At 70.9% G+C, this 22,071-nt stretch carries 17 protein-coding genes; 9 read left to right on the top strand and 8 right to left on the bottom strand.

The window, feature by feature from the left end:
- Positions 1–2: 2 nt before the first annotated feature.
- From ACFO5K_RS06780 to recC, 3 genes are read right to left on the bottom strand one after another with little or no spacing between them, the layout of a single operon-like run.
- Entirely contained in the window at positions 3–2,081 is a 2,079-nt protein-coding gene (locus ACFO5K_RS06780; RefSeq protein ID WP_378557419.1) for an AAA family ATPase, read from the bottom strand.
- The gene (locus tag ACFO5K_RS06775; RefSeq protein ID WP_378557723.1) at positions 2,078–5,431 is read right to left on the bottom strand and encodes a UvrD-helicase domain-containing protein; all 3,354 of its coding nucleotides are present in this window, start codon (positions 5,429–5,431) and stop codon (positions 2,078–2,080) included. The genes ACFO5K_RS06780 and ACFO5K_RS06775 overlap by 4 nt, the downstream gene beginning before the upstream one ends.
- Positions 5,432–5,439: 8 nt before the next feature.
- Entirely contained in the window at positions 5,440–8,775 is a 3,336-nt protein-coding gene (gene recC, locus ACFO5K_RS06770) for an exodeoxyribonuclease V subunit gamma (protein ID WP_378557416.1), read from the bottom strand.
- A gap of 175 nt (positions 8,776–8,950) precedes the next feature.
- On the opposite strand from recC, the gene ACFO5K_RS06765 reads away from it, so the two are divergent.
- The 4 genes from ACFO5K_RS06765 to ACFO5K_RS06750 all read left to right on the top strand — a co-directional run bounded on the left by ACFO5K_RS06765 (position 8,951) and on the right by ACFO5K_RS06750 (position 12,625).
- Positions 8,951–9,157, top strand: a complete 207-nt coding sequence (locus tag ACFO5K_RS06765) for a hypothetical protein (RefSeq protein WP_378557413.1) — start codon at positions 8,951–8,953, stop codon at positions 9,155–9,157.
- A gap of 77 nt (positions 9,158–9,234) precedes the next feature.
- Positions 9,235–10,131 carry a tat pathway signal sequence gene (locus ACFO5K_RS06760; RefSeq protein WP_378557410.1) on the top strand — a complete coding sequence of 299 codons (897 nt, stop codon included), beginning with the start codon at positions 9,235–9,237 and terminating at the stop codon, positions 10,129–10,131.
- Positions 10,132–10,218: 87 nt separating this feature from the next.
- Complete coding sequence (locus tag ACFO5K_RS06755; protein WP_378557407.1) at positions 10,219–11,643, top strand: NAD(P)/FAD-dependent oxidoreductase; 1,425 nt, start codon at positions 10,219–10,221, stop codon at positions 11,641–11,643.
- 178 nt (positions 11,644–11,821) lie between these two features.
- Entirely contained in the window at positions 11,822–12,625 is an 804-nt protein-coding gene (locus ACFO5K_RS06750; RefSeq protein WP_378557404.1) for a hypothetical protein, read from the top strand.
- 60 nt (positions 12,626–12,685) lie between these two features.
- Here the strand turns inward: ACFO5K_RS06750 and ACFO5K_RS06745 are convergent, their stop codons facing one another.
- The 4 genes from ACFO5K_RS06745 to ACFO5K_RS06730 all read right to left on the bottom strand — a co-directional run bounded on the left by ACFO5K_RS06745 (position 12,686) and on the right by ACFO5K_RS06730 (position 16,575).
- Positions 12,686–13,357, bottom strand: a complete 672-nt coding sequence (locus ACFO5K_RS06745; protein WP_378557401.1) for an urease accessory protein UreD — start codon at positions 13,355–13,357, stop codon at positions 12,686–12,688.
- Entirely contained in the window at positions 13,347–14,054 is a 708-nt protein-coding gene (ureG, locus tag ACFO5K_RS06740; RefSeq protein ID WP_378557398.1) for an urease accessory protein UreG, read from the bottom strand. The genes ACFO5K_RS06745 and ureG overlap by 11 nt, the downstream gene beginning before the upstream one ends.
- A 21-nt stretch (positions 14,055–14,075) precedes the next feature.
- The gene (locus ACFO5K_RS06735; RefSeq protein ID WP_378557395.1) at positions 14,076–14,831 is read right to left on the bottom strand and encodes an urease accessory protein UreF; all 756 of its coding nucleotides are present in this window, start codon (positions 14,829–14,831) and stop codon (positions 14,076–14,078) included.
- Between the two features lie 250 nt (positions 14,832–15,081).
- The gene (locus tag ACFO5K_RS06730) at positions 15,082–16,575 is read right to left on the bottom strand and encodes an MFS transporter (protein WP_378557392.1); all 1,494 of its coding nucleotides are present in this window, start codon (positions 16,573–16,575) and stop codon (positions 15,082–15,084) included.
- Positions 16,576–16,666: 91 nt separating this feature from the next.
- Between ACFO5K_RS06730 and ACFO5K_RS06725 the strand changes: the two genes are divergently transcribed.
- From ACFO5K_RS06725 to ACFO5K_RS06710, 4 genes are all read left to right on the top strand, one after another.
- Complete coding sequence (locus tag ACFO5K_RS06725) at positions 16,667–17,392, top strand: TetR/AcrR family transcriptional regulator (RefSeq protein ID WP_378557389.1); 726 nt, start codon at positions 16,667–16,669, stop codon at positions 17,390–17,392.
- 138 nt (positions 17,393–17,530) lie between these two features.
- On the top strand, positions 17,531–18,517 hold the full coding sequence (locus ACFO5K_RS06720; protein ID WP_378557386.1) for a zinc-binding dehydrogenase: 987 nt from the start codon (positions 17,531–17,533) through the stop codon (positions 18,515–18,517).
- A gap of 141 nt (positions 18,518–18,658) precedes the next feature.
- On the top strand, positions 18,659–19,879 hold the full coding sequence (locus ACFO5K_RS06715; protein WP_378557383.1) for a cytochrome P450 family protein: 1,221 nt from the start codon (positions 18,659–18,661) through the stop codon (positions 19,877–19,879).
- Positions 19,880–19,943: 64 nt separating this feature from the next.
- Positions 19,944–20,156, top strand: a complete 213-nt coding sequence (locus ACFO5K_RS06710) for a hypothetical protein (RefSeq protein ID WP_378557380.1) — start codon at positions 19,944–19,946, stop codon at positions 20,154–20,156.
- A 19-nt stretch (positions 20,157–20,175) separates the two neighbouring features.
- Here ACFO5K_RS06710 and ACFO5K_RS06705 read toward each other — a convergent pair whose 3' ends face one another.
- Entirely contained in the window at positions 20,176–21,387 is a 1,212-nt protein-coding gene (locus ACFO5K_RS06705) for a pyridoxal phosphate-dependent aminotransferase (RefSeq protein ID WP_378557377.1), read from the bottom strand.
- Positions 21,388–21,480: 93 nt separating this feature from the next.
- Between ACFO5K_RS06705 and ACFO5K_RS06700 the strand changes: the two genes are divergently transcribed.
- Positions 21,481–22,053 carry a winged helix-turn-helix transcriptional regulator gene (locus ACFO5K_RS06700; RefSeq protein ID WP_378557374.1) on the top strand — a complete coding sequence of 191 codons (573 nt, stop codon included), beginning with the start codon at positions 21,481–21,483 and terminating at the stop codon, positions 22,051–22,053.
- Positions 22,054–22,071 lie beyond the last annotated feature (18 nt).

Genomic DNA, 22,071 nt, shown 5'->3' with positions numbered 1-22,071 from the left:
GGTCACTGCTCGATGTTGCGGGACAGTCCGCTCGCGCGCAGCACCCGGCGCCCGATCGCCGCGCGGATGGAATCCTCGGTGCCGATGATGCGCACGTGGGCGCGGGCGCGGGTGATGGCGGTGTAGAGCAGTTCCCGGGTGAGCAGGGTGGATTCGGGTTCGGGCAGTACGACCGACACCGTGTCGTACTGGCTGCCCTGGCTGCGGTGGATGGTCATCGCGAATACCGTGACCACGGCGGGGAACTGGGTGGGATGCACCAGGTAGGGCCGGCTACCGCGCTGCAGGGCAGCACGCAGGGACCCGTCGGGACGGCGGATGATGACCCCGGTGTCGCCGTTGTAGATGCGGGCCTCGTGGTCATTGGCGGTGACGAGCAGCGGCTGACCCGGATACCAGACGGCTTGGGGCCCTTCGGATCCCGCGCCACCCGCCGCGGCCCACTCGGCGGCCATCCGGTCCCAGCGCTCCACCCCGAAGGGGCCCTGCCGGTGCGCGCACAGCAGCCGGTGCGATTCCAGCGCGGTGAGCGCCCCGACCGCGTCACCCGCCTCGGCAGCCGCGGTCACGGCCAGTGCCGCCGAGGTCACATCGGCGCGCACCGCGGCCGTGTCCTCGGGACCGCACAGCGACACGTCCGCCCCGCCCGCCCGCAGGATCGCCAGCGCGGCATCGGCATCGCCCGCGCGCACCGCCACCGCCAGATCGGCGATCCGCCCACCGAACCGCCGGCCCCTGGTCAGCCGGACGATGCCACCCTGCAGCCGCCGCAGTTCGAGCGCGGTGAGCGAATCCACCTGTGCCCCCGAGCGTTCGAACGACGAGTCATGAGCACCCGCACGATTTGTACCGGAATCGCCGGGCGCTGCGACATTCGATGCGTTGGGTTCCCCGGATTCGCCAGCCGTGTCCGAACCCCCGTGCGTACGCGTTTCCGCGGCGCTGTGGGTGGCCGGTTCCGCGAGCCCAGCAGCCGGGCTCGGTGTGGATCCGGTGTGTTCGCCGGGGAGCCGCAGCACCTCGCGCAGCGCCGGGTTCGGTGCTCCGCTCACGGGCCCGGCGACCAGATCCGCCAGCACCGCGCCCGCGTCCACCGAAGCGAGCTGGTCGGGGTCGCCGACGAGGACCAGGCGGGTGTCGGGGCGCAGGGCCGAGAACAGGTGACTCATCATGGTGAGCGAGACCATCGAGGTTTCGTCGACCACCACCACGTCATAGGGCAGCCGGTTGTGTTCGTGGTGGCGGAATCTGGTGGTGCGGCCGCGCTGCCAGCCGAGCAGGCGGTGCAGGGTGGCGGCGGTGAGTTCGGGCAGGCCGAGTTCGGCGGCTTGCTCGCGCACCGCTTCCTGCAGGCGGGCGGCCGCTTTGCCGGTGGGAGCGGCCAGGGCGATGCGCAGCGCGGGCAGTTCGGGTGTGGCCGCGCGGTGCGCGGTGAGCAGGGCGAGGATGCGGGCGATGGTGTGGGTCTTGCCGGTGCCCGGCCCGCCCGCGACGACGGTGGTCCAGTGGGTGGCGGCGAGGGCGGCGGCGAGCCGTTGCCGGTCCAGACCCGCGCCGACGGCGTCGGCGAACAGCCGATCCAGCTCGGCGCGCACCAGGGCGGTGTCGACCTCCGGGTGGTCGGTGCTGCGTTCGGTGAGCACCCGGCGCAGAGTCTGTTCCTGCTGGTAGTACCGGTCGAGATACAGCAGGGCGCCCCCGTCGGCGTCCGCTTCGACCACGCGCAGCGGCCGCAACGGGCCCGTCGGGCCACCGAGGACCAACGGGCTGCGGCGCAGGGCGGTGAGTACGCGGTCGGTTTCGGGCCAGGGCAGGGCCGCGGGGTCGACCCCCGCGCCGACCTCACGGCTTTCGTCGGCGTCGATACCGATCTCGCGCATCCGCGCCAGCTCCAGGCACACCGACCCCGACCGCACCGCACGCACGGCCAGCGCCGCCGCGAACAGCACATCCTCGCTGTCCTCGCGCCCCATCCGGCCCATCCGTACCGCCACGTGCACATCGGCGGCCGAGAGCACACCCGCCTCGTTGAACACCCGCAGCAACCCGGTCCCCCGCTGCGCGATCTGAATAGAGGTCATCGACTCGCCCCCGCGAGCAGATCCGACAGCGCGACCACGAGTTCCGCGGGCGGATACCAGTCGAAGACTCCGTGTCCGGGTGGTGTCGCCGCTCCGATCATGCCGCGCACGAACAGGTATCGCGCACCGCCGAGGTGGCGGGCGGGGTCGTAGCCGGGGAGCCGCCAGCGCAGGTACCGGTGCAGAGCGACGGCATACAGCAACGCCTGCAACGGGTAGTGCGAGCGGATCATCTCGGCGACCATGTGCTCGCGGCGGTAGTGCGCCACGGTGAGGTCACCGGTGCCGAGGCGATTGGTCTTGTAGTCGACGATGACGTAGCGGTACTCGCCGTCGGCACCGGCCACCCGCAGCACGGCGTCGATACTGCCGGTGAGGTAGCCGCGCAACACGGTGTCGGGCAGGGCCCCCAGATGCTCGGCATAGCCGGACAGGTCATCATCGGCGGGCAGGTGGGTGCGCAGGAGCCCGGCGACGGCGTGCACGGTTCCCGCCTGTCGTCCCGGTGTGTCACCACCGCCGAGGGGCAGTTCGAATTCGAGCTCGTTGAGCCGGTCGCGGGTCGGGATCCGGGCCAGCGATCCGAAATCGGCCGGGGTGCGCAGCACTTCGAGCAACGCGGTGGACAGCAGTGCCACATCGAGTTCGGCCATGGTCTGCTCGACCGCCTCGGCGCAGCGGCGGCCGACTTCGGCGGCGAGGTCGGGTGTGGAGGTGTCGACGGTTTCCAGTACGGCGTGCACGAGCGTGCCGAACTCCGCACCGTAGGGCAGCGGATTCATCAGCGAGGGCGCGGCACCGGCACCGGCCGGGGCGTCCAGCAGCGGCACTGTGGGTTCGTCGTCGGGGCCGGGACCGTCCTCGGGTTCGCTGTCGTGCATCGCCGTCAGATCGTGGGCGCCCGCGGTGAGCGCCGAATAGGAGGTGCGCCGCCACTGGTGGTCGAGGGCCCGGCCGAACTCGGCGGCGGCCAGTTCGCCCGTGGGCAGCTCGGTACGCACCCGGCGCGGGGCCACGTCCTCGGGACGGTCCACCGCGGTCACCGAGATCACCTCCGTGGCGGGTGCGGCCCACTCCGAGATCCGTTGCAGTGCGGCGGTGTCGGCGGGGATCTCGGTGCGCCGTGGCACCTGGGCGGCACCGGGGCGGCGGCCGAGGATCATCCGGTGCAGCGGTGCGGCTCCGGTGGTGACCGCGGGCGCCCACCAGGTGACGACCTGACACATGGCCCTGGTCAAGGCCACGTACAGCAGTCGCAGCTCTTCACCGGATTCCTCTGCTTCGCAACGCAACTGCCGCTCGCCGTAACCGGGGGCCTCCTTGCCGCCGATGTCGAGCACACGGGTGCCGTCGTCGTCGTGGAACAGCAGCGTCGCCGGGTAGGGGTTCTTGGCGCTGTCCCAGGCGAACGGCAGGTACACGATGGGGAATTCCAGGCCCTTGCTGGCGTGCACGGTGGCGATCTGCACGGCCGCCGCGTCGCGGTCGAGCCGGCGGCTGCGCCCGCTCACACTGCCCGCTTCGGGGTCGCGGACGCGGTCGGCGAGCCAGCGGGTGAGCGCGGTCAGCCCCAGGCCCTCGGCCAGGGCGACCTCGTCGAGCAGCTGGGCGAGGTGGCGCAGGTCGGTGAGTTCGCGTTCACCGTTGTCCACCGCGAGCAGCCGGGCGGCGAGATCGGTCTCGGTGGCGAGTTTGTCGAAGACCGCGGCGAATCCGGCGCGGGCGAACAGCCGCGCGGCCTCGCGCAGCTGGGTCGACACCCGGCCGACGAGATCGGCGCCGCCGGTGTCGATCTCGGCGACCGTCACGCCGAGGACCGGGGTGCACGCGGCCAGGCGCACCCGGTCGCCGCGGTGCGGTTGTTCCAGTGCGCGCAGCACCCACAGCCAGTCGGTGGCCGCGGCGGTGGCGAACACGCTCGTGCCGCCCGCCAGGACCGAGGCCACCCCGACCCGGTCGAGAGCGGCGCGCACCACGTCGATCTGGGTGCGCGTGCGCACCAGCACCGCGATGTCGCCCGGCCCGATCGGCCGGCGCGCGCGACCGTCGGTGGTATGCGAACAACCCACGCCCCGTTCGGGTACGGCGTCGATGGTGGTGCCGGACTCGAGCAGGGTGACGATATCGGCGGCCAGGTCGGCGGCCACCTTCGCCCGCTGCCTGCCCACCGACGGGAAGCCCGACCGGTTGCGCGGCCCCGCCCCGGTGCGCGGGAGCACGCGCACCCGCAGCGGCACGATCACTTCCGGCGCGCCCTGCAACCGGGTGGCCGGCCGGGTCGGCACCACCGGGTACACACCGATCTCGGGATGACCAAGTTCCGCGCCACCGCACAGGTGATCGACGGCTCGCAGCAGACCGGCGTCGCTGCGCCAGTTGCGGGTGAGCTCGTGGCGCTGCTGGGCGTGGGCGACGGCATCGAGGTAGCTGAGCACCTCGGCACCGCGAAAAGCGTAGATGGCCTGCTTCGGGTCACCGACCAGGACGAGGGTGGCGTGTTCGTGGAAGGCCAGGCGCAGGATGTCCCATTGGAGCGGGTCGGTGTCCTGGAACTCGTCGACCAGGGCGACCTGATAGCGCTGCCGGATCCGGGCGCAGGCGCGCGGACCGTGCGCGGGGTCGGCGAGCACCTCGTGCAACAGCACCAGCAGATCGTCGAAATCGCGCAGCCCGGCGCGGCGTTTGCGGCGTTCGGTCTCGGCCCGCACCGCCGTCGCGAAGGCGACCCGTTCCCCGGCGGCGCCGTCGGTGCGCGGCGCCAGCTTCGCGTGCCGGTCACGCACGGCGGCCAGCGCCAGGGTGCGCGCTTCGCGCAGGGTGAACGGGGCACGGTCGCGCGCGTACCTGGCCAGATACAGGTCGTCGGCGACGGTGGTCACCAGCTCGTCGACCGATTCGACCAGCCGGGCGCCCGGATCGTGTTCGCCCGCCAAGCCCAGTTCATCGAGCATCCGTTGACAGAACGAGTGCGTGGTGGCGATGGTGCCCGCATCGAAATCGGCCAGGGCGGTGAGCAGACGGTGCCGGCGCAGGCGCACCGTGGCGGGGTCGGTGCCGGCCAGAGCCCGTACCAGTTCGTCGCTGTGGGCGCGCGCCGCGTCGGGCTCGGCGAGCGCGGCGGCCACGGTGACGAAGCGGTCGCGGGTGCGCTCGCGCAGTTCCTGGGTGGCGGCACGGCTGAAGGTGACCAGAAGCAGTTCGGTGATGCCGATGCCCTGCTCGGCGACATAGCGCACGGCGAGCCCCACGATGGCGTGGGTCTTGCCGGTGCCCGCGCTCGCCTCGAGAACGGTGGTCCCGTGCGGCAGTGGCCCGGCCGCGTCGAAGGCCGCGGGGGCGGCGGCCGACATGGTGCCCGTCACGGTTGTCCCTGACTCTCGGCGGCGAGCAGCGGTGCCCACCAGCGGCGCGCGAGGGCACCGAATCGGGTGCTCTCCGGTTCGCCGGCAGGCGCCGGTTCGGCGGCCAGCCGATCGAATCGCGGTGCGCGGCCCCAGACGTAGCGCAGGTAGCGGTCGGTGTGGTCCCCGAATTTGTCGGGACCGTTGGGGCCGCCGTCGAAGGCGTGTTCGGCGGCGAGCAGGGCGTCGGCGACACTGTCGCCACGGAAGCGCCGCTCGGCGTAGGCGGCGGTGGCGGTGGGCGCGACCGGCAGTGGTTCGCACAGGCCCTCCTCGCGCAACCGCACCAGATCGCGCAGGACGGCCAGTGCGGCCGGGGCTTCGGGTGCCACGAGCACCGAACGGGTCACCGGCCTGCTGCGGAACTGTCCGCGTCCGGTACTGACCGCCCGCCACGACCGGTCCTCGGTGGCGGCCAGCGCCAACAGCGACACCCACGCCGCCAGCCGGTGTTTCGGCGCCAGCCGGGAGTAGGTGGTGCGCACCAGGGTCGCACCGCGCACCTCGGGCACGGTCCCGGCCAGGGTCCGGCCGTCACCGAGGTCGACGGCGATGTCGACTGCGCGCGGAGCCTGCTCGTAATCGGGCAGGGCGGTGCGCACCAGCGTGTCGACGGTGCCCTCCACCTCGTCGAGGACCCTGGTGCCGAAACCGAAGGGCGGCAGAGTTCCCCGCCGCCATTCCGCGGCCCGCAAGCCGGCCGGGTCGGCGCCGGTGAGGCGTGCGGTGAGCATGCGCTCCCCCAGCTCCCATTTGGCCAGGCCGTCGAGTTCGATCGGGAGCTGATCGGCGATGTCCTCGGATTCCTCGGGCACCCGCAGTCCCAGCCGCTGCCACAGGAACGCGCGCACCGGATGCTCGGCGAACGAGATCAGTTCCGCCAGTGCGATATCGGTGGTGGCCGCCGGCGCCAGGGGCGTGTCCAGCAACGGCGGTCGTGGGCGCGTCGGGCGGGCCGCGGCGCGCGCACCGGCCAGCGCGACGCGGTCGAAGCTGCGCGGTCGTTCGGCGCCGAAATTGCGGCGGTCGAAAGCCTGCAGCGGATGCCGGAGGTGGACCGCGCCCATCACGGCCGGGCCCACGTGGGTGGCGAGCACGTCGAGCAGTTCGGCCACCGGCACGGCGGGCGGGCGCGCGGCGCCGGTCACCGGGTCGGCGCCGGTGTGCAGGACCAGTAGCTGTTCGCCGGCGGCCATGACGGCGTCGAGCAACAGTTGCCGGTCTTCGCTGCGCGCGTCGCGCTCCCCGACGAGCGGGTCGCGGGCCAGCAGATCGTCACCGTCGACGCTGCCCGACCGGGGGAACACGTCGTCGTCGAGCCCGAGCAGCACCACCACCCGGTGCGGCACCGAACGCATCGGCACCAACGTGCACACGGTGAGCTCACCGGTGCGGAAGTTGGCGCGGCCCGGCCCCCCGGCCAGGCGGCTGGTGAGCAGCACCGACACATCGGCCAGTCGCAGCGGGGTGGCACCGGCGTGCTCGGTGGCGGCGACGATCTCGCGGCGCGCTTCGGTACGGATCCAGGAGTACGAGTCGGGTACGTCGGTGAGCAGGTCGAGCGCGCGCAGCAGCACCGCCGACCACTGGGCGGCGGGTCGCGGGCCGCGCAGGTCGCGCAGGCAGACCGCGAGCCGGTCGACGAATTCGGCGAAGCGGCCGGCCAGGTCGACATCGTTGGAATCGACGTCGTCGAGCGGCAGCGCGAGGTCCAGCCAGTCGTCACCGGATTCGTCGGCGGTCACGCCGAGCAGAATCCGGTCCACCGCGGCATTGAGTGTGTTCTGCGCGAAGTCGGCGAGGCCGAACGCTTCGCGTTGCCGCAGTCCGATACCCCAGCGGGCACCGGATTCGGCCGCCCACTCGCGCAGGCGCTCGATGTCGTCGTCGTCGAATCCACAGCGGCGGCGCACGGTTTCCGCGGCCGCGAGGTCGAGTACTTGCGTCACGGTGACGCGACCGTCGGCCAGGTCGAGCAGCTCGAGCACCACGGCCAGCATCGGGTTGGTCACCGCCCGGCCGCGATCGGCCAGCCGCACCCGCAACTGGTGCGCGGGATGTTCGCTCTCGACGGGCGCGTCTCCCGCTGGTGCGCGCTGCCCGAAGGCCGCGCGCACCAGCGGGGCGTAGGACTCCACGTCCGGGCACATGATCAGCACATCGCGCGGCTCGAGCGCCGGGTCGGCCGCGAAGGTGCGCAGCAGCAGATCGCGCAGCACCTCGACCTGCCGGGCGGGCCCGTGACAGGCGTGCACCTCGACACTGCCGTCGGCCACCGCGCCGCCCACGGGCGCCCGGTCGTCGCGGATCGCGCCCTGCACCGCCCCGAGCAGACTCGACGCGGCGGTCGGGCCGGGGAGGTGGATGTCGCTGTCCAGCACGGGAATCAGCCGTTGCTCGAGCTCCCGCACATCCCTGGCCAGCCCGCTCAGCAGCGGGTGCGACAGCCGGTCGGCCGTGCGGTCGCCAGCACGCCGAGCGGGCCGTTCGGCGTGTGCGGGTTCCGCGGCCTCGGCCAGTGCCGCCCACATGGCCGGGCTCGGGTGCGGTAACCACAGGTGGACCGTGCGGTGGGCGGCCAGCGCCGTGAACACCGCCAGCTGATCGGCGGGCAAGCGGGTCAGACCGAACAGGGACAGCCGGGCGGGCAGGTCGATCGCGGACGGGTCGGCGCGCAACCGGTCGCAGGCGGTCGCGAGCCGTTCGGCGGGGCTCGGCGAACCGATGGCCGTGCGCAGTGCCCGCCACAGCAGCGGCTGCCAGGCGAGGTCGTCGGGGATCTGCCCGCCCGCCCCGTCGGTGTCGGCACCGGCGGCCCAGTCGAGCAGCAGCTGCGGGCGCTGGGCGGCGTAGGAGTCGAACAGGGCGGCGAGGTGTGCGGCGGTCGAGTAGCGCCGGCCGAGCCGGTGTCCGGCGCCGGGGACCCCGAGATGCCGCGCCAGCACCGCCGCCCACGACTCGCCCGCGACCTCGTCGATCACCCCGAGCAGGGTCCACACCAGGCGCTGACCGGCCCACGGGTCGTCTTCGGGGGCGATGTCGGCGGCAGCGGCCAGTACCTCGCCCACCAGCGCGGCAGGTGAGGGGAAACAGATGTTGGCGGCCACCCCGTCGCCGTCACCACGCACGCCGAGCACGCCCGAGAGCCGTTGCGCCAGCCAGCGCTCCACCCCTTTGGCCGGCACCGCCACCACCTCGGCGGCGAACGGGTCGGCCGGTGCCACCGCGAGCACCTGCGCCAGTCCACCGGCCAGCGCGTCGGCACGTTCGGCGCGATGAAGGTGCAACGGCATCCGTTGTTTATACGCCCAGCGACCGACCCGCAATCGTGCGGCCCCGATTCGGTCGAGTGAAATAGGCCACACTGCAACGTGTTACCGCGCGCCTGCCCGGCGGTGGGCCGCTCGCATGCGAACCTGGCCGTTCGGGTGGGATGGTACGGCCGCGGGCGAAAGGCTGGTTCGGTTCATGATCGCGCAGGTGACTCCCCTGGTGCCGGGTGGCGGCTTCATCGTCCGCCGGGCCGGTGACCGCTGGGAGCTGATCAATTCCCGACGGTACGGTTCCGATCAGGTGTTGCACACCTGGCCACTGAACCGGCACGGCGAGGCCTTCGAACACTGTCACCGCCTCAACGGCTGCCCGATCGCCACCCCGCACGCCGCCCATCACTGAGCGCAAAACCCCTGCGGCACAACAGCAGTTTGTGACGATTCGGCCGCGAATGGTGCGGGCGGGCCGACGATGTGCGAATGTCATGCCTCGTGCGTGATCGTTGCCCCGCCACCCGCGTCGTTTCCCGGGTCGCCGCCACCGCTTGTCTGCTCGCCGCCGTGGCTGTCCTCACCCCGGGCGTCCCCGGGCTCGTCACCGGGGCCCAGGCCGCCCCGCCCGCGCTGACCCAGGCGTGCCTACCGGGGTTCGACTGCGATATGAGTTCGCGCATCGCCCGGGTGAACGCCTACCTGGCCGATCGGCCCGGCACCGTCGGTTACGTGCTGCGCGACCGGGTCACCGGCGGCATCTACGCCAACGAGCACGCCGAGACCCAGATGTGGACCGCGTCCACGATCAAACTGGCCATCGCCGCCGACCTGCTCAACCGGGCCCGCGTGGGCGCCATCGGCCTGTCCGGCGAGGATCGCCACAATCTCGAGGCGATGCTGGCCACCTCCAACGATCACGCCACCGATGCGCTGTGGCACAAGTACATCGGTCTGGACCGGATGGCCTACAACAACGCGTTCCGCGCCTACGGCATGGTGAGCCTCATCCCGCAGCCCACCACCACCGCGCTGTTCCCGGACTGGTCGTTCCAGAAGTGCACCGCCGCCGACCTCGACCGGCTGATGAACACCATCCTCGACACCATGCACCCCGACGACCTGGCCTACCTGCTGCACCGGATGCGCTCGGTCGATCTCAACCAGCACTGGGGCGTGTGGGGCGCGGGCGCGCCGATGCGACCGGGCCTGAAGAACGGCTGGTCGGCCGAGGCCGATGGCTGGGTGGTGAACTCGGTGGGGGTCGCGGGCGACCGCGAGCGCTACACTCTGGCGATCATGAGTTCGCTCGGCAGCGAGGGCGGCTACACCCAGGGCGCCGAAACCGACACCCGGGTCGCCGAGCTTCTTCTAGCGGGTCGCTGAGCCGCGCCGTCCCGTAAGGTCGATCTCGTCCGTCATGAAAATCGAACCATTGCGGGGCACCCCCCAGTCTGTCGAGGAGTCAGGACGATGAGCACTCAGTCTGTCGGAAAGCAGCGGCACCAGGTCGTGGTGATCGGCTCCGGGTTCGGTGGCCTGTTCGGTACCCAGCACCTGCGCAACGCCGACGTCGACATCACGCTGATCTCCAAGACCTCGACCCACCTGTTCCAGCCGCTGCTGTACCAGGTGGCCACCGGCATCCTGTCCACCGGTGAGATCGCCCCGGCCACCCGGCTGGTGCTGCGCAAGCAGGACAACGCGCAGGTGCTGCTCGGCGATGTCATCGATGTCGATCTGGCGAACAAGCAGGTCACCTCGCGACTACTCAACCGCGACACCGTCACTGCCTTCGACAGTTTGATCGTCGCCACCGGCGCGCAGCAGTCGTACTTCGGCAACGACCACTTCGCCACCTGGGCGCCGGGTATGAAGACCATCGATGACGCGCTGGAATTGCGGGCGCGCATCCTCGGTGCCTTCGAACAGGCCGAGGTGGCCGAAACCCGGGAAGACCGCGAACGACTGATGACGTTCATCGTCGTCGGCGCGGGTCCCACCGGTGTGGAGCTGGCAGGCCAGATCGCCGAGCTCGCCGATCGCACCCTCGACGGCACCTTCCGCACCATCGATCCGCGAGACGCCCGCGTCATCCTGATCGAGGGCACCGGCGCGGTGCTCGGCCCGATGGGACCGAAACTGGGCAACAAGGCGGCCAAACAGCTCGAGAAGATGGGCGTGGAGATCCAGCTCAACACCCTGGTGACCGATGTCGACGCGCACGGCGTGGTGGTCAAGGACCCCGACGGCGGTACCCGCCGGATCGAGGCCACGTGCAAGGTGTGGTCGGCCGGCGTGCAGGCCAGCCCGCTGGGCAAGATGATCGCCGAACGTTCCGAGGGCACCGAGGTGGACCGGGCGGGACGCGTCGTCGTGGAGCCCGACCTGACCGTGAAGGGCCATCCGAACGTGTTCGTGGTGGGTGACCTGATGTCGGTGCCGGGCGTGCCCGGTCAGGCCCAGGGCGCGATCCAGGGTGCCACCTACGCGGCCAAGGCCATCAAGGCCGGACTCGGCGGCCAGAGCCCGGCCGATCGCAAACCGTTCAAGTACTTCAACAAGGGCTCGATGGCCACGGTGTCGCGTTTCAACGCGGTCTGCCAGGTCGGCAAGCTCGAGTTCGGTGGTTTCATCGCCTGGCTCGCCTGGCTGGCACTGCACCTGTACTACCTGGTCGGTTACCGCAACCGGATCGTCACCGTGATCGGCTGGTTCGTCTCGTTCCTGGGCCGTAATCGCGGGCAGATGGCGGCGACCGAACAGTGGGTGTTCGCCCGGTTGGCGATCGAGGAGGTCAACTCCGATCAGTCCGAGGCCGATGAACTCGCGGCCCATCTGGGTGCGCCGCCGGCGGAGAACAACCGGCTCACCAAGGAACAGCGCGAGTTCGGTTAGGCACAATCGCTCGCGAGGCCCGGTGGTTCCGTCGAACCGCCGGGCCGCTGTCGTTCCGGTTACCTTTCGGCACACCGGCATTCCGGGTTGCTGACGTTTCGGACCCATCCACACCAGGCGCCGGTCCGAATGTCGGAGGTCATATGTGTGACCAAATCCCCAGGATGAAAGGTGATCTATGGCGACGGGGAAACACAGGGCGCCGAGCCCGCAGCGACAGAAGGTCGGTTCGGTCGTCGCGGCAGGAGCGGTCCCCCTGGTCATGGCCCTGATCGGCACGGGCACCGCGAATGCCGAGCCCGCGCAGGCGGCAGTGACCCAACCCGAACACCCGGCCGGGCCGGAGTTCGACGCGGTGGCGCCCAACGCCACCCCCTATGTGGGCCAGCCGATGCCCGAGAACACTCGCAGCTCGCTGCAGTGGTCGCGGACGGGGCCGGAGACGGATTATCTGTCGCCGGTGGGCACGCTGCACGCACCGACCGAGGTGGCGCCGGTGCCGCCGATCCTGCCGCCGCCGGGGCAGTTCCGCTTCGGTGACCATCAGGTTCCGGTGCCCGACTTCGTGCCGGTGGACACCTCGATCCAGATCAACGACGCGGCCGCCCACACCGAGGCCAACCTGGCCACCTTCCTCGACTCGGTCGGTCTCGAGCGCAGCCGCTCCGACCGCGTCGCGTCGTCGACCCTGGGCTCGGCAGCTCGCGGCGCGGCGGTCGGTTCCACCGTGGCGATCCCGTTCGCCATGGCGGCGAGCACGATGGGTGCGGTGGCCGGTCTCGTGGCCGGTGTCCCGTTCCTGCCGATCGGGTTGGTCGCGGGCCCGATCCTGGGCGGCATGGTCGGTTACATGGCGGTGTCGGTGCCCGCCACCGTCGTCGGTGCCGGCGTCGGCGCCGCGGTGGGTGCGGCGGGCGGGCTCCTCGCACCGCCGCACGGGATGGCACCCGATGCCGTCGACGGCGAGCTCGTCGACGCTTGATCCTTTTCGCGCGGTGGGGAGTCGGGCTACACGCCCGCCTCCCCACCGCGTTCTCGTCAGCTACCCGACGGCAACCGCTTCCGGCGTGGTCAGCCGGATGCTCGTGCGGGTGGCGAGCGAACCACCGGCGGCCAACGGCAGCCGGACCGCGTCGACACTGCCCGACCAGGCCGGCCGATCGTCCGGATAGACCAGTTCGCTGTCGAGCGCGCGTGGCGCGCGCAGCCGATCGTCGGCGCCGGTACCTCCCCCCAGTTCGAGACGGTGCCGCAGCAGCGGAATCTCTCCCAGATCGCCGACCAGATCGCCGCGCCAACCGCCGCCGTCCTCACCGCTGCGTCCCAGCTGAACCCGTTCCCGCAGTCGGAGCCGCGCCTGCGGGGACACCGCGACGGTGGTCACCGTGTGATGGTGGGCACCGCCCGCGACGATCGTGGGCTCGGGATCGAAATCCAGTTCGGCTCCCGCCCCGACCTCGAAACGCCAGTGCGCCACCGACAGTGGGGTGCCGGTGCTCGGCAACGCGATCGTGGCCGCCACCGAACGGACCACCAGGCGCGCACCGGGGCCGACCACGATGCTGATGTCGAGTTCGTCGCCGCCCAGCGGGGTGGCGGCGGTACCGATCAGGTGCACGGTGTCGTTGCCGGTGTATCGACCGGCCAGGCCGCCGACCGCCGCGATGCGCGGCAACCGCCCCGCCGTGGCGACGATGCTCAGTTCAGTGCGCAACGCCGGTGGCCGCGTCCTGCTCGGCGGTCAGGCGCAGCTGTTCGCGGACCCAGGCCAGCACCGGGGTGGCGGCCGGGTCGTCGGTGAGCGAGATCAGGGCGGTGGGGCGGCCGTCACGCACCTTGGCCGCGTCGCGTTCCATCACCCCGAGGTCGGCGCCGACCAGCGGGGCCAGGTCGGTCTTGTTCACGACCAGCAGGTCCGAGAAGGTGACGCCGGGACCGCCCTTGCGCGGCACCTTGTCGCCGCCTGCCACGTCGACGACGAAGATCTGGACATCGATCAAGCCGGAGGAGAAGGTGGCGGTGAGGTTGTCGCCGCCGGATTCCACCAGGATCAGCTCCAGCGGCGGGTTGGCCGCGACCAGGTCGTCGATGGCGTCGAGGTTGGCGGTGATGTCGTCGCGGATGGCGGTGTGCGGGCAGCCACCGGTCTGCACCGCGGTGATGCGCTCGTCGGGCAGCACCGCGTGGCGACGCAGGAAGTCCGCGTCCTCGGTGGTGTAGATGTCGTTGGTGAGCACGGCCAGCGACAGTTCCTCGCGCAGCTGCCTGCACAACGCCGCGACCAGGGCGGTCTTGCCGGAGCCGACCGGACCGCCGATGCCGATGCGCAGGGCCTCCCCCGGGACGCGCTGCCGCTTGGGCCGGTCGTGGCTGTGGTCGTGCGGTTCGCCATCGATCAGGTGCGGCGGCATGGGGACTCCTTCTTGTCGGGATCAGGACGCGAACAGTGGCATGTCACGGTGCAGGTGGCGTTCGGCGAGGGCGTCCTGCAACGGGTCCGACAGGGCGGACAGACCCATGGCGGCCGCAGCGGCGATCCGGTCGCACAGCGGGCTCAGGCGCAGGGTGCTCGCGGCGATGGCGGCGGGGTCGAGGGCGAGCAGCCGCTGGGCGGCGGTCGCGGCGCCGGTGAGGGTCGTGTAGACGACCACGCCCGCGAGTTCTTCCGCGTTCGCCCCGCATGCCGCCCCGACCATGCCGAACACCGTCGGCAGGTGCGGGCGAGGACCGACCGACGTCCAGTCGGGGTGCCTGCGTGCGTCGTCGGAGCCGGGGTCGCTCGTAGTGATCGCGGGAACGGCGGAAGCCGGGTGCGACGCGGCCGACGCAGTGGCGGGGCGCATCGCGTCGGGGTGCGGCCACAGCTGTTTCGCCAGCCGTAGCAGCCCGCGACCCTGGGCGCGCGAGGCCGCCCGGGCGGCGGGAGACGGTGTGCGGGCGTCGGTTTCGAGTTCGGCGCGCGCGGGGGTCAGTGTCCCGGCGCACACCGCGGCGGCGAGCGAGGCGGTCACCAGGCCGGTGGTGGCCAGCCGCCGGCGCAGGTAGAGCTCGACGCTCGCGGCATCGCGCAACAACCCCGACGACACCGCCTCCTCGACGCCGCCCGAGTGCACGTGCCCGCCGATGGGCAGGCGGGAATCGGCCAGGGCGAGCAGTGTCGCCAGGCCCGCCGTACCCTCGTTTCGCATTCGCCGATCCTATGCAACGGCCTCGATCACCCCTTGGCGAGGCCGCGTCGTGACCGCCGCGCACCGGACCCGGGCTGCACACAGACCGCATCGGCGAATCGGTGTGCAGCACGGGGCCGCCGCCTCACCTGGTGCGCCACCTACCTGGTGCGCCATCCACCTGGTGCGCCGCCCACCTGATGCGCCGCCCACCTCGTACGACGCCCACCTCGTACGACGCCCACCTCGTACGCCGCACCTGATGCGGCTCTCATGTGTTGCGGTGTTCCGCCCCATCCTGGACTCGCCCGGCCGTCCGCCACGCCGCCACCGCCATCGCGATCAGCAGCAGCGCACCGGTCGCGGTGGCGACGTGCATGCCGGTGACGAAGGATTCGCGCGCCGCGTGCAGCACGGTCGCGTCGCCGCCCGAGTGGGTGACGGTGTCGCTCAGCGTTGCACCGAAGTTGCCGCCGGAGCGGAACACCAGCGCGGCCAGCGAGCCCAGCAGCGCCAGACCGAGCGCGTTGCCGAGTTCGAAGCTGGTCTCGGAGATGCCGACCGCCGAGCCCGCGCGTTCGGCCGGGACCGCCGACACGGCCACTTCCGAGACCAGCGTGAACGAGATGCCGTAACCGATGCCGGCGATCACCGACCCGGCGATGTACCAGCCGAGCCCACCGTCGACGCCCACCCCGAACAGCATCAGGTTGCCGAGCGCCGACAGTGCCAGCGCCAGGGTGAAGCTCGCGCGCACGCCGAAGCGCTGTCCGAGCCGGGCTCCGCTCATCGCGCAGACGAACACCGCGATCGCCATCGGAATGCCGAGCAGGGCGGCCTGCAACGGGTCGCGGCCGGTGACGGTCTGCAGGTAGACGCTGGTCAGGTAGCTCAGCGCGGCCAGCGACATCATCCCGACCATGCTCGCCCCGATCGCCACCCGGAACAGCGGCCGGGTGAACAGCGTCAGGTCCAGCAGCGGTTCGCTCAGCTGACGCTGCCTGCGCACGAACAGCACCAGCAGGCCGACACCGATGGCGGCGATCACCACCGACGCCACGTCGAAGCCCTCGGCGGCGACGTGCTTGATGCCGTAGATCAGCGGCAGGATGCCACCGATCGACAACGCCACACTGGGCAGATCGATCGGGCCGAGCGTGGCAGCGCGGTGCTCGGGTAGCAGGATCGGCCCGAACACCAGCAGGACGGCCAGCACGGGGATGTTGATCAAGAACACCGAGCCCCACCAGAAGTGGTGCAGCAGCAGTCCGCCGCAGATGGGCCCGACCGCTGAGCCGCCCGCGAAGAACGCGGTCCAGATGCCGATCGCGGTGGCGCGGCGGCGGGCGTCGGGGAACAGGTTGGAGATCAGCGCCAGGCTCGACGGCAGCAGCGTCGCGCCGCCGATGCCCATCAGTACGCGCGCGGCGATGAGCACGGCCGGGCTCGGCGCGAATGCGGCCAGTACCGAGGCCAGGCCGAACACGGCGGCACCGGCGAGCAGGATGTTGCGCCTGCCGATCCGGTCGCCCAGGTTGCCCATGGTGATGAGCAGACCGGCCAGCATGAACCCGTAGATGTCGAGGATCCAGAGTTGCTGGGAGGCAGTGGGTCCGAGGTCGGCGGTGAGGGTCGGCATGGCGAGGAACAGCACCGAGATGTCCATCGACACGAGCAGCACGGGCAGTACCAGCACGCCCAGCCCGAGCCACGCGCGGCGTTCACCGACGGCAGCGGCGGGCGCCGCCGGGTCCAGCTTCGTCATTCCGATTGTCCTTCCGAGGTTTGCGTACGCCGTACGCAGGCAATGGGTACAGTGTACGCATGAAGACTGTATGACGATAGGGAGTCATGGGATGACTGAGTCGAAGCTCACGCGCACCGCGATCGTGGACGCCGCGATCGCGCTGGCCGACGCCGATGGGCTCAACGCGCTGTCGATGCGCCGCATCGCCGATCGGCTCGAGGTCGGCACGATGTCGCTGTACCGGCACGTGGGAAACAAGGACGAACTCATCGCGGACATGACCGACGAGATCGCCGCCCGCTACCCCTACCCCGATCCCACCGGCCAGGGCTGGAACTGGCGCGACCGAGTCCGCATCGCCGCGGAGATCGACTGGCGGCTCTACCAGGAACATCCCTGGGTGCTGCTCACCTTCGCGGTCCCCCGCTACAGCTTCGGCCCGCAGAGTCTGACCAGCCTGGCGTGGCTGGTCGAGGGCCTGCGCGAGCTCGGTGTTTCGGCGCGCGAGGCCACCACCATGGGTTTCTCGGTATGGAACTACATCTCCGGTGCCAGCCTGCCGGTGGTCGGCGGCACATTCCTCGCCGAGCGGCGCACCGCCATCGACGACACCAACGGCCTGCGCGACCTGCTCGAAGGCAATCCGACCCACCCCGTCCCCGCGGCACTGACCGACCTCAACGGTGCCGGCGTCAGCGATCTCACGTCCGAGGAGCTGCTGTTCCTCGGCCTCGAAGCGTTGTGTGACGGTTTCGCCGCCCGAGTCGCCCGCAGAGCGGCGCCGAGCCCGGAACATGATCCTCGGCCGCGGACCGGCGCCGAGCCGCGACACTGAGACAGCCGTGACGTGTGGTCGCCAGCGAGCACGGGCGCCCGCACCCGACGGCCTGCTGCGCGAGGCCGGCGGCCCGGCGGTGTCACAATGGAGCACGATCACGCTCGGCAGGGACTCGCAACCACCACGGAGGCGGACATGCAGGCTGTTGTCATCGATGAATTCGGCGAACCGAAGGATGTGCTCACCGCGCAGCAGGTGCCCACACCCGAACCGGGGGCGGGTGAGGTGCGGGTGGCGATGTCGCTGTCACCGATCCACAACCACGATCTGGCCATCATCCGCGGCGTCTACGGTTACCGGCCGCCGCTGCCCGCGATCCCGGGCACCGAGGCCGTCGGGGTCGTCGACGCGATCGGTGACGGGGTCGACCGGGTCCGGGTCGGGCAGCGGGTGGCGGTGGCCGGCACCCGCGCCGCATGGGCCGACTTCTTCGTGGCCCGCGCCGATCAGGTGGTGCCGATGCCCGACAGCGTGCCCGACGAAACCGCCGCCCAGTTGCTGGCGATGCCGTTGAGCGCACTGATGCTGCTCGACGATCTGCGGGTACAGCCGGGGCAGTGGATCGTGGCCAACGCCGCCAACGGTGCCGTCGGACGGCTGCTGAATCTGTTCGCGAAGGAACGTGGAGTGCGGATGCTGAGCCTGGTCCGCGGCTCCTCCTCGGTACAGGCACTCGAAGAACTCGGCTACGGTCCGGTGCTCGACACCGAATCGGTGGGCTGGCTGAAGCAGGCCGCCGAGAGCACCGGTGGCGAGCCGATCGTGCGCGCCGTCGACCAGGTGAGTGGTCCGGCCGCGGGTGATCTGATGGCATTGCTCTCTCCACGTGGCGAACTGATCTCCTTCGGCGCCCTGTCCGGGCAGCCCTTGGTGATCGACACCGGTGCGGTGATCTTCAAACAGGCTGTGGTCAAGGGTTTCTGGGGCCAGCAGCGCAGTTCCGAGATCGACCGCGCCGACTATCTGCGCCTGATCACCGAACTCGTCGGACTCGCCGCCGAAGGCACCCTGCGCCTGGAGGTGCAGGACGAGTTCCCGCTCGATCAGGCCGCGCAGGCCGCGGTGACATCGGAGACCCCCGGCCGCAACGGAAAGGTCGTACTGCACGCCGGAGCGCGCTGAGCACCGGGGCCGGCGGCGGCACTCGGCCGCCGCCGACCGGCCCTCGACACGCGACTCGATTCCCGCCTTTCACAAGGCTTTTCACGCAACAGTGGCCGTTCGATCGGCGCGTCGTCCGCCCGGCGCCGGTACCGTGACCGAATGGCCGACCTTTCCGCTCCCGCACGCGTCGAGACCATCGGCGCCGACTTCTTCGACGACCCGCACACCCACTACCGGCGCTGGCGTGCCGCGGGCCCGGCGCACCGGGTACGTTTCCCCGACGACGTGATCCGCTGGGTGATCGTCGGTTACGCCGAGGCTCGGGCCGCACTCGCCGACCCACGGCTGCAGAAGAACACCGTGCGCGCTGATGAGATCCTGCGCGGCAAACGCGACGGCACACCCACCGACGCCAACACCATGGCCTTGCTCCAGCACATGCTCAGCACCGATCCACCCGAGCACACCCGGCTGCGCAAACTGGTGAACAAGGCGTTCACCACCCGCGCGGTGGCCGCACTGCGGCCGCGCATCGAGCAGATCACCGAGGAACTGCTGGACGCGCAGACCGGGTCCGGTGCGGTCGATCTCATGGAAACCTTCGCCAACCCCCTGCCGGTGATGGTGATCTGCGAGCTGCTCGGCGTCCCCTACGGTGATCGCGAGGACTTCCAGGCGTGGACCCGGGCGCTGGTCGGGGTCGTCGGCGAGGAGGAACACCGGCCCGCCGCCGCGGCGGCCATGGCGGAGTATCTCGCGAATCTGGTGCGCGCCAAGCAGTCCCGGCCCGCCGATGACCTGCTCTCGCAATTGGCGCTCGCCGACGAGGACAGCGACCGCCTGACCGACCGGGAACTGGTGTCGATGGCGGTGCTGCTGCTGATCGCCGGGCACGAGACCACCGTCAACCTGATCGGCAACGGCGCGTACGCGCTGCTGCGCCACCCCGGCCAGTGGGCGGCGCTGCGTGCGGACCCGGCGGGCGTGCCCGCGGCCGTGGAGGAGTTCCTGCGTTTCGACGGACCCATCGACATGGCGACACTGCGTTTCACCGCGGAGCCGGTCACGGTAGGCGGCATCGAGATTCCCGACGGTGAGATCGTCTACGTCGCCCTCGCCGCCGCCAACCGCGACCCGGCCCGCTTCGCCGACCCCGACGAGCTCACCGTCGACGGTCCCACCGCCGGCCATCTCGCCTTCGGCCACGGGATCCACTTCTGCGTGGGCGCTCCCCTGGCCCGCCTCGAAGCCGACATCGCGTTCACCGCCCTGCTGCGCCGCTACCCCGACATGCGACTCGCCGACCCCGCCGCCACCGCCCACTGGCAGACGAGCACCCTGATGCGCGGCCTCCTGGACCTTCCCGTCCATCTGCACTGAGACCCGCATCACAGGCGCGGCGTAGCATCAGGTCGACACACGACCCGCGAGACAGGTGCCGATCATGCCGAAGAAGCTCGCCGCCGCGGCGCTGACCCTCTGCGCCGCCGCGGCGCCGCTGTTCACCGCCACCGCCGCCACCGCCGCCATCGAGCCGCGCCAGATGATCGAGACCGGCTCCGGCCCTGTGGCGGACGGGATCGTCGACCTCGTCATCTGCCTCATCCAGCTACCGCCCTCGGCGTCCGGCGACTCCGGCCAGGGCTGCCCCACCTGAACCGACCGCGACCGGCTCGCTACTGGCGGTAGGTGGCCAGGAAACGGCCGATGCGTTCGATGATGGCTTCGAGTTCGTCGGCGTGGGGCAGAGTGACGATGCGGAAGTGGTCGGGGCGGGGCCAGTTGAAGCCGGTGCCCTGGACGATGTGCAGTTTCTCCTGCAGCAGCAGGTCGAGGACGAACTGTTCGTCGTCGTGGATGGGGTACATGTCCAGGTCGATGCGCGGGAAGGCGTAGAGCGCGCCCTTGGGTTTGACGCAGGACACGCCGGGGATGGAATTGAGCGCCTCCCAGGCGCGGTCGCGTTGTTCGCGTAGCCGCCCGCCCGGCAGTGTGAGGTCGAAGATGCTCTGGTATCCGCCGAGGGCGGCCTGGATCGCTTGCTGGGCGGGCACGTTCGCGCACAGCCGCAGCCCGGCCAGCATGGTGAGACCCTCGAGGTAGCTCGCGGCGTGCTGGGTGGGGCCCGAGACCACCATCCAGCCCGAGCGCAGTCCGGCAGCGCGGTAGTTCTTCGACAGCCCGGAGAAGGTCAGGCACAGCAGGTCGGGGGCCAGTGACGCGATCGCGGTGTGTTCGAGGTCGTCGTAGTAGATCTTGTCGTAGATCTCGTCGGCGAAGACCACCAGATTGTGCCTGCGGGCGATCTCGAGGATCTCGCGCAGCACCTCGGGCGGATATACCGCGCCGGTGGGGTTGTTGGGGTTGATCAGCACGATGGCGCGGGTGCGATCGGTGATCTTGGCGGTGATGTCGGCCAGGTCGGGGTACCAGTCGGCGCCCTCGTCGCACACGTAGTGCACCGGGGTGCCGCCGTTGAGGGCGGTCGCGGCGGTCCACAGCGGGAAGTCGGGCGCCGGTACGAGTACCTCGTCGCCGTTCTCGAGCAGGGCGGTCATCGCCATCATGATCAGCTCCGAGACCCCGTTGCCGAGAAAGACCTCTTCGACATCGACATCGTCGACACCCAGGGTCTGGTAGTACTGCACCACCGCGCGCCGGGCCGAGAGCAGCCCCTTCGAGGTGGTGTACCCGGTGGAGCCGGGCAGCGTCCGGACCATGTCCTGCAACAGATCCGGTGGCGCGTCGAAGCCGAAGAGCAGCGGGTTGCCGGTGTTGAGCTTGACCACGTGGTGCCCCTCGGCTTCGAGCCGCGCGGCCTGCTCCGCCACCGGACCGCGGATCTCGTAGGACACTCCCGACAGCTTGCTGGACTGCTTGACCTGCATGAACTTCCCTCCGAGGTGTGGTTGACGCACACACTACTTGGTTTTTCCAAGATCTCACTTGGTTTTTCCAAGCACCCGGTTAAGGTAGTCCCTGTGCCACACCGAAGCTACGACCACTACTGCGCTGTCAGCCGCGCGCTCGATCTCGTCGGTGACCGGTGGAGCCTGCTCGTGGTCCGCGAGCTGTGTTCCGGACCGCGCCGATACAGCGATCTGTTCGCCGATCTGCCGGGCATCAGCACCGACATGCTCGCCACCCGGCTCCGCAACCTCGAACGCGACGGGGTGCTGCGCCACCATCGCAACGGCATGCGCTCGAGTTACGAGCTGACCGAGCTGGGCCGGGGCCTGCGGCCGGTGCTCGACGCGCTGGCCGGCTGGGGCGCACCCCTGCTCGGCGCCCGCAACCCGACCGATGCGGTGCGCGCACACTGGTTGGCGCTACCGCTGGGCCGAGTGCTCGCCGACGCGCTCACCGAGGGCACGGTGACCGTGCACATCGGCGACACCGTGCTGCATTTCGTGCGCACCGCCGACGGGATCAGCCACCACGACGGACCCGCCATCGCGCCCGATCACGAACTGCGCTTCGAGCTGGCCGAGGCCGTCGAGATCGCGACCGGCGGCCGCGACCTACCACCGCACGCGCTGACGGCTCAGCGCTGACACCTGTTGCCGCACGGC

This window comes from Nocardia halotolerans, assembly GCF_042650145.1.
GTDB classification, from domain to species: Bacteria; Actinomycetota; Actinomycetes; order Mycobacteriales; family Mycobacteriaceae; genus Nocardia; species Nocardia halotolerans.
Note: the sequence above shows the minus strand (reverse complement) of the source record. Positions and strands in the feature narration are given on the sequence as shown.

What these genes read in the sequence shown, in the direction of transcription:
- ACFO5K_RS06735 (WP_378557395.1), bottom strand. Translation starts at nt 14,831, where the DNA reads ATGCGAAACGAGGGTACGGCGGGCCTGGCGACACTGCTCGCCCTGGCC.
- ureG (WP_378557398.1), bottom strand. Translation starts at nt 14,054, where the DNA reads ATGCCGCCGCACCTGATCGATGGCGAACCGCACGACCACAGCCACGAC.
- ACFO5K_RS06730 (WP_378557392.1), bottom strand. Translation starts at nt 16,575, where the DNA reads ATGACGAAGCTGGACCCGGCGGCGCCCGCCGCTGCCGTCGGTGAACGC.
- ACFO5K_RS06780 (WP_378557419.1), bottom strand. Translation starts at nt 2,081, where the DNA reads ATGACCTCTATTCAGATCGCGCAGCGGGGGACCGGGTTGCTGCGGGTG.
- ACFO5K_RS06720 (WP_378557386.1), top strand. Translation starts at nt 17,531, where the DNA reads ATGCAGGCTGTTGTCATCGATGAATTCGGCGAACCGAAGGATGTGCTC.
- ACFO5K_RS06715 (WP_378557383.1), top strand. Translation starts at nt 18,659, where the DNA reads ATGGCCGACCTTTCCGCTCCCGCACGCGTCGAGACCATCGGCGCCGAC.
- ACFO5K_RS06750 (WP_378557404.1), top strand. Translation starts at nt 11,822, where the DNA reads ATGGCGACGGGGAAACACAGGGCGCCGAGCCCGCAGCGACAGAAGGTC.
- recC (WP_378557416.1), bottom strand. Translation starts at nt 8,775, where the DNA reads ATGCCGTTGCACCTTCATCGCGCCGAACGTGCCGACGCGCTGGCCGGT.
- ACFO5K_RS06775 (WP_378557723.1), bottom strand. Translation starts at nt 5,431, where the DNA reads ATGTCGGCCGCCGCCCCCGCGGCCTTCGACGCGGCCGGGCCACTGCCG.
- ACFO5K_RS06765 (WP_378557413.1), top strand. Translation starts at nt 8,951, where the DNA reads ATGATCGCGCAGGTGACTCCCCTGGTGCCGGGTGGCGGCTTCATCGTC.
- ACFO5K_RS06710 (WP_378557380.1), top strand. Translation starts at nt 19,944, where the DNA reads ATGCCGAAGAAGCTCGCCGCCGCGGCGCTGACCCTCTGCGCCGCCGCG.
- ACFO5K_RS06755 (WP_378557407.1), top strand. Translation starts at nt 10,219, where the DNA reads ATGAGCACTCAGTCTGTCGGAAAGCAGCGGCACCAGGTCGTGGTGATC.
- ACFO5K_RS06760 (WP_378557410.1), top strand. Translation starts at nt 9,235, where the DNA reads ATGTCATGCCTCGTGCGTGATCGTTGCCCCGCCACCCGCGTCGTTTCC.
- ACFO5K_RS06725 (WP_378557389.1), top strand. Translation starts at nt 16,667, where the DNA reads ATGACTGAGTCGAAGCTCACGCGCACCGCGATCGTGGACGCCGCGATC.
- ACFO5K_RS06705 (WP_378557377.1), bottom strand. Translation starts at nt 21,387, where the DNA reads ATGCAGGTCAAGCAGTCCAGCAAGCTGTCGGGAGTGTCCTACGAGATC.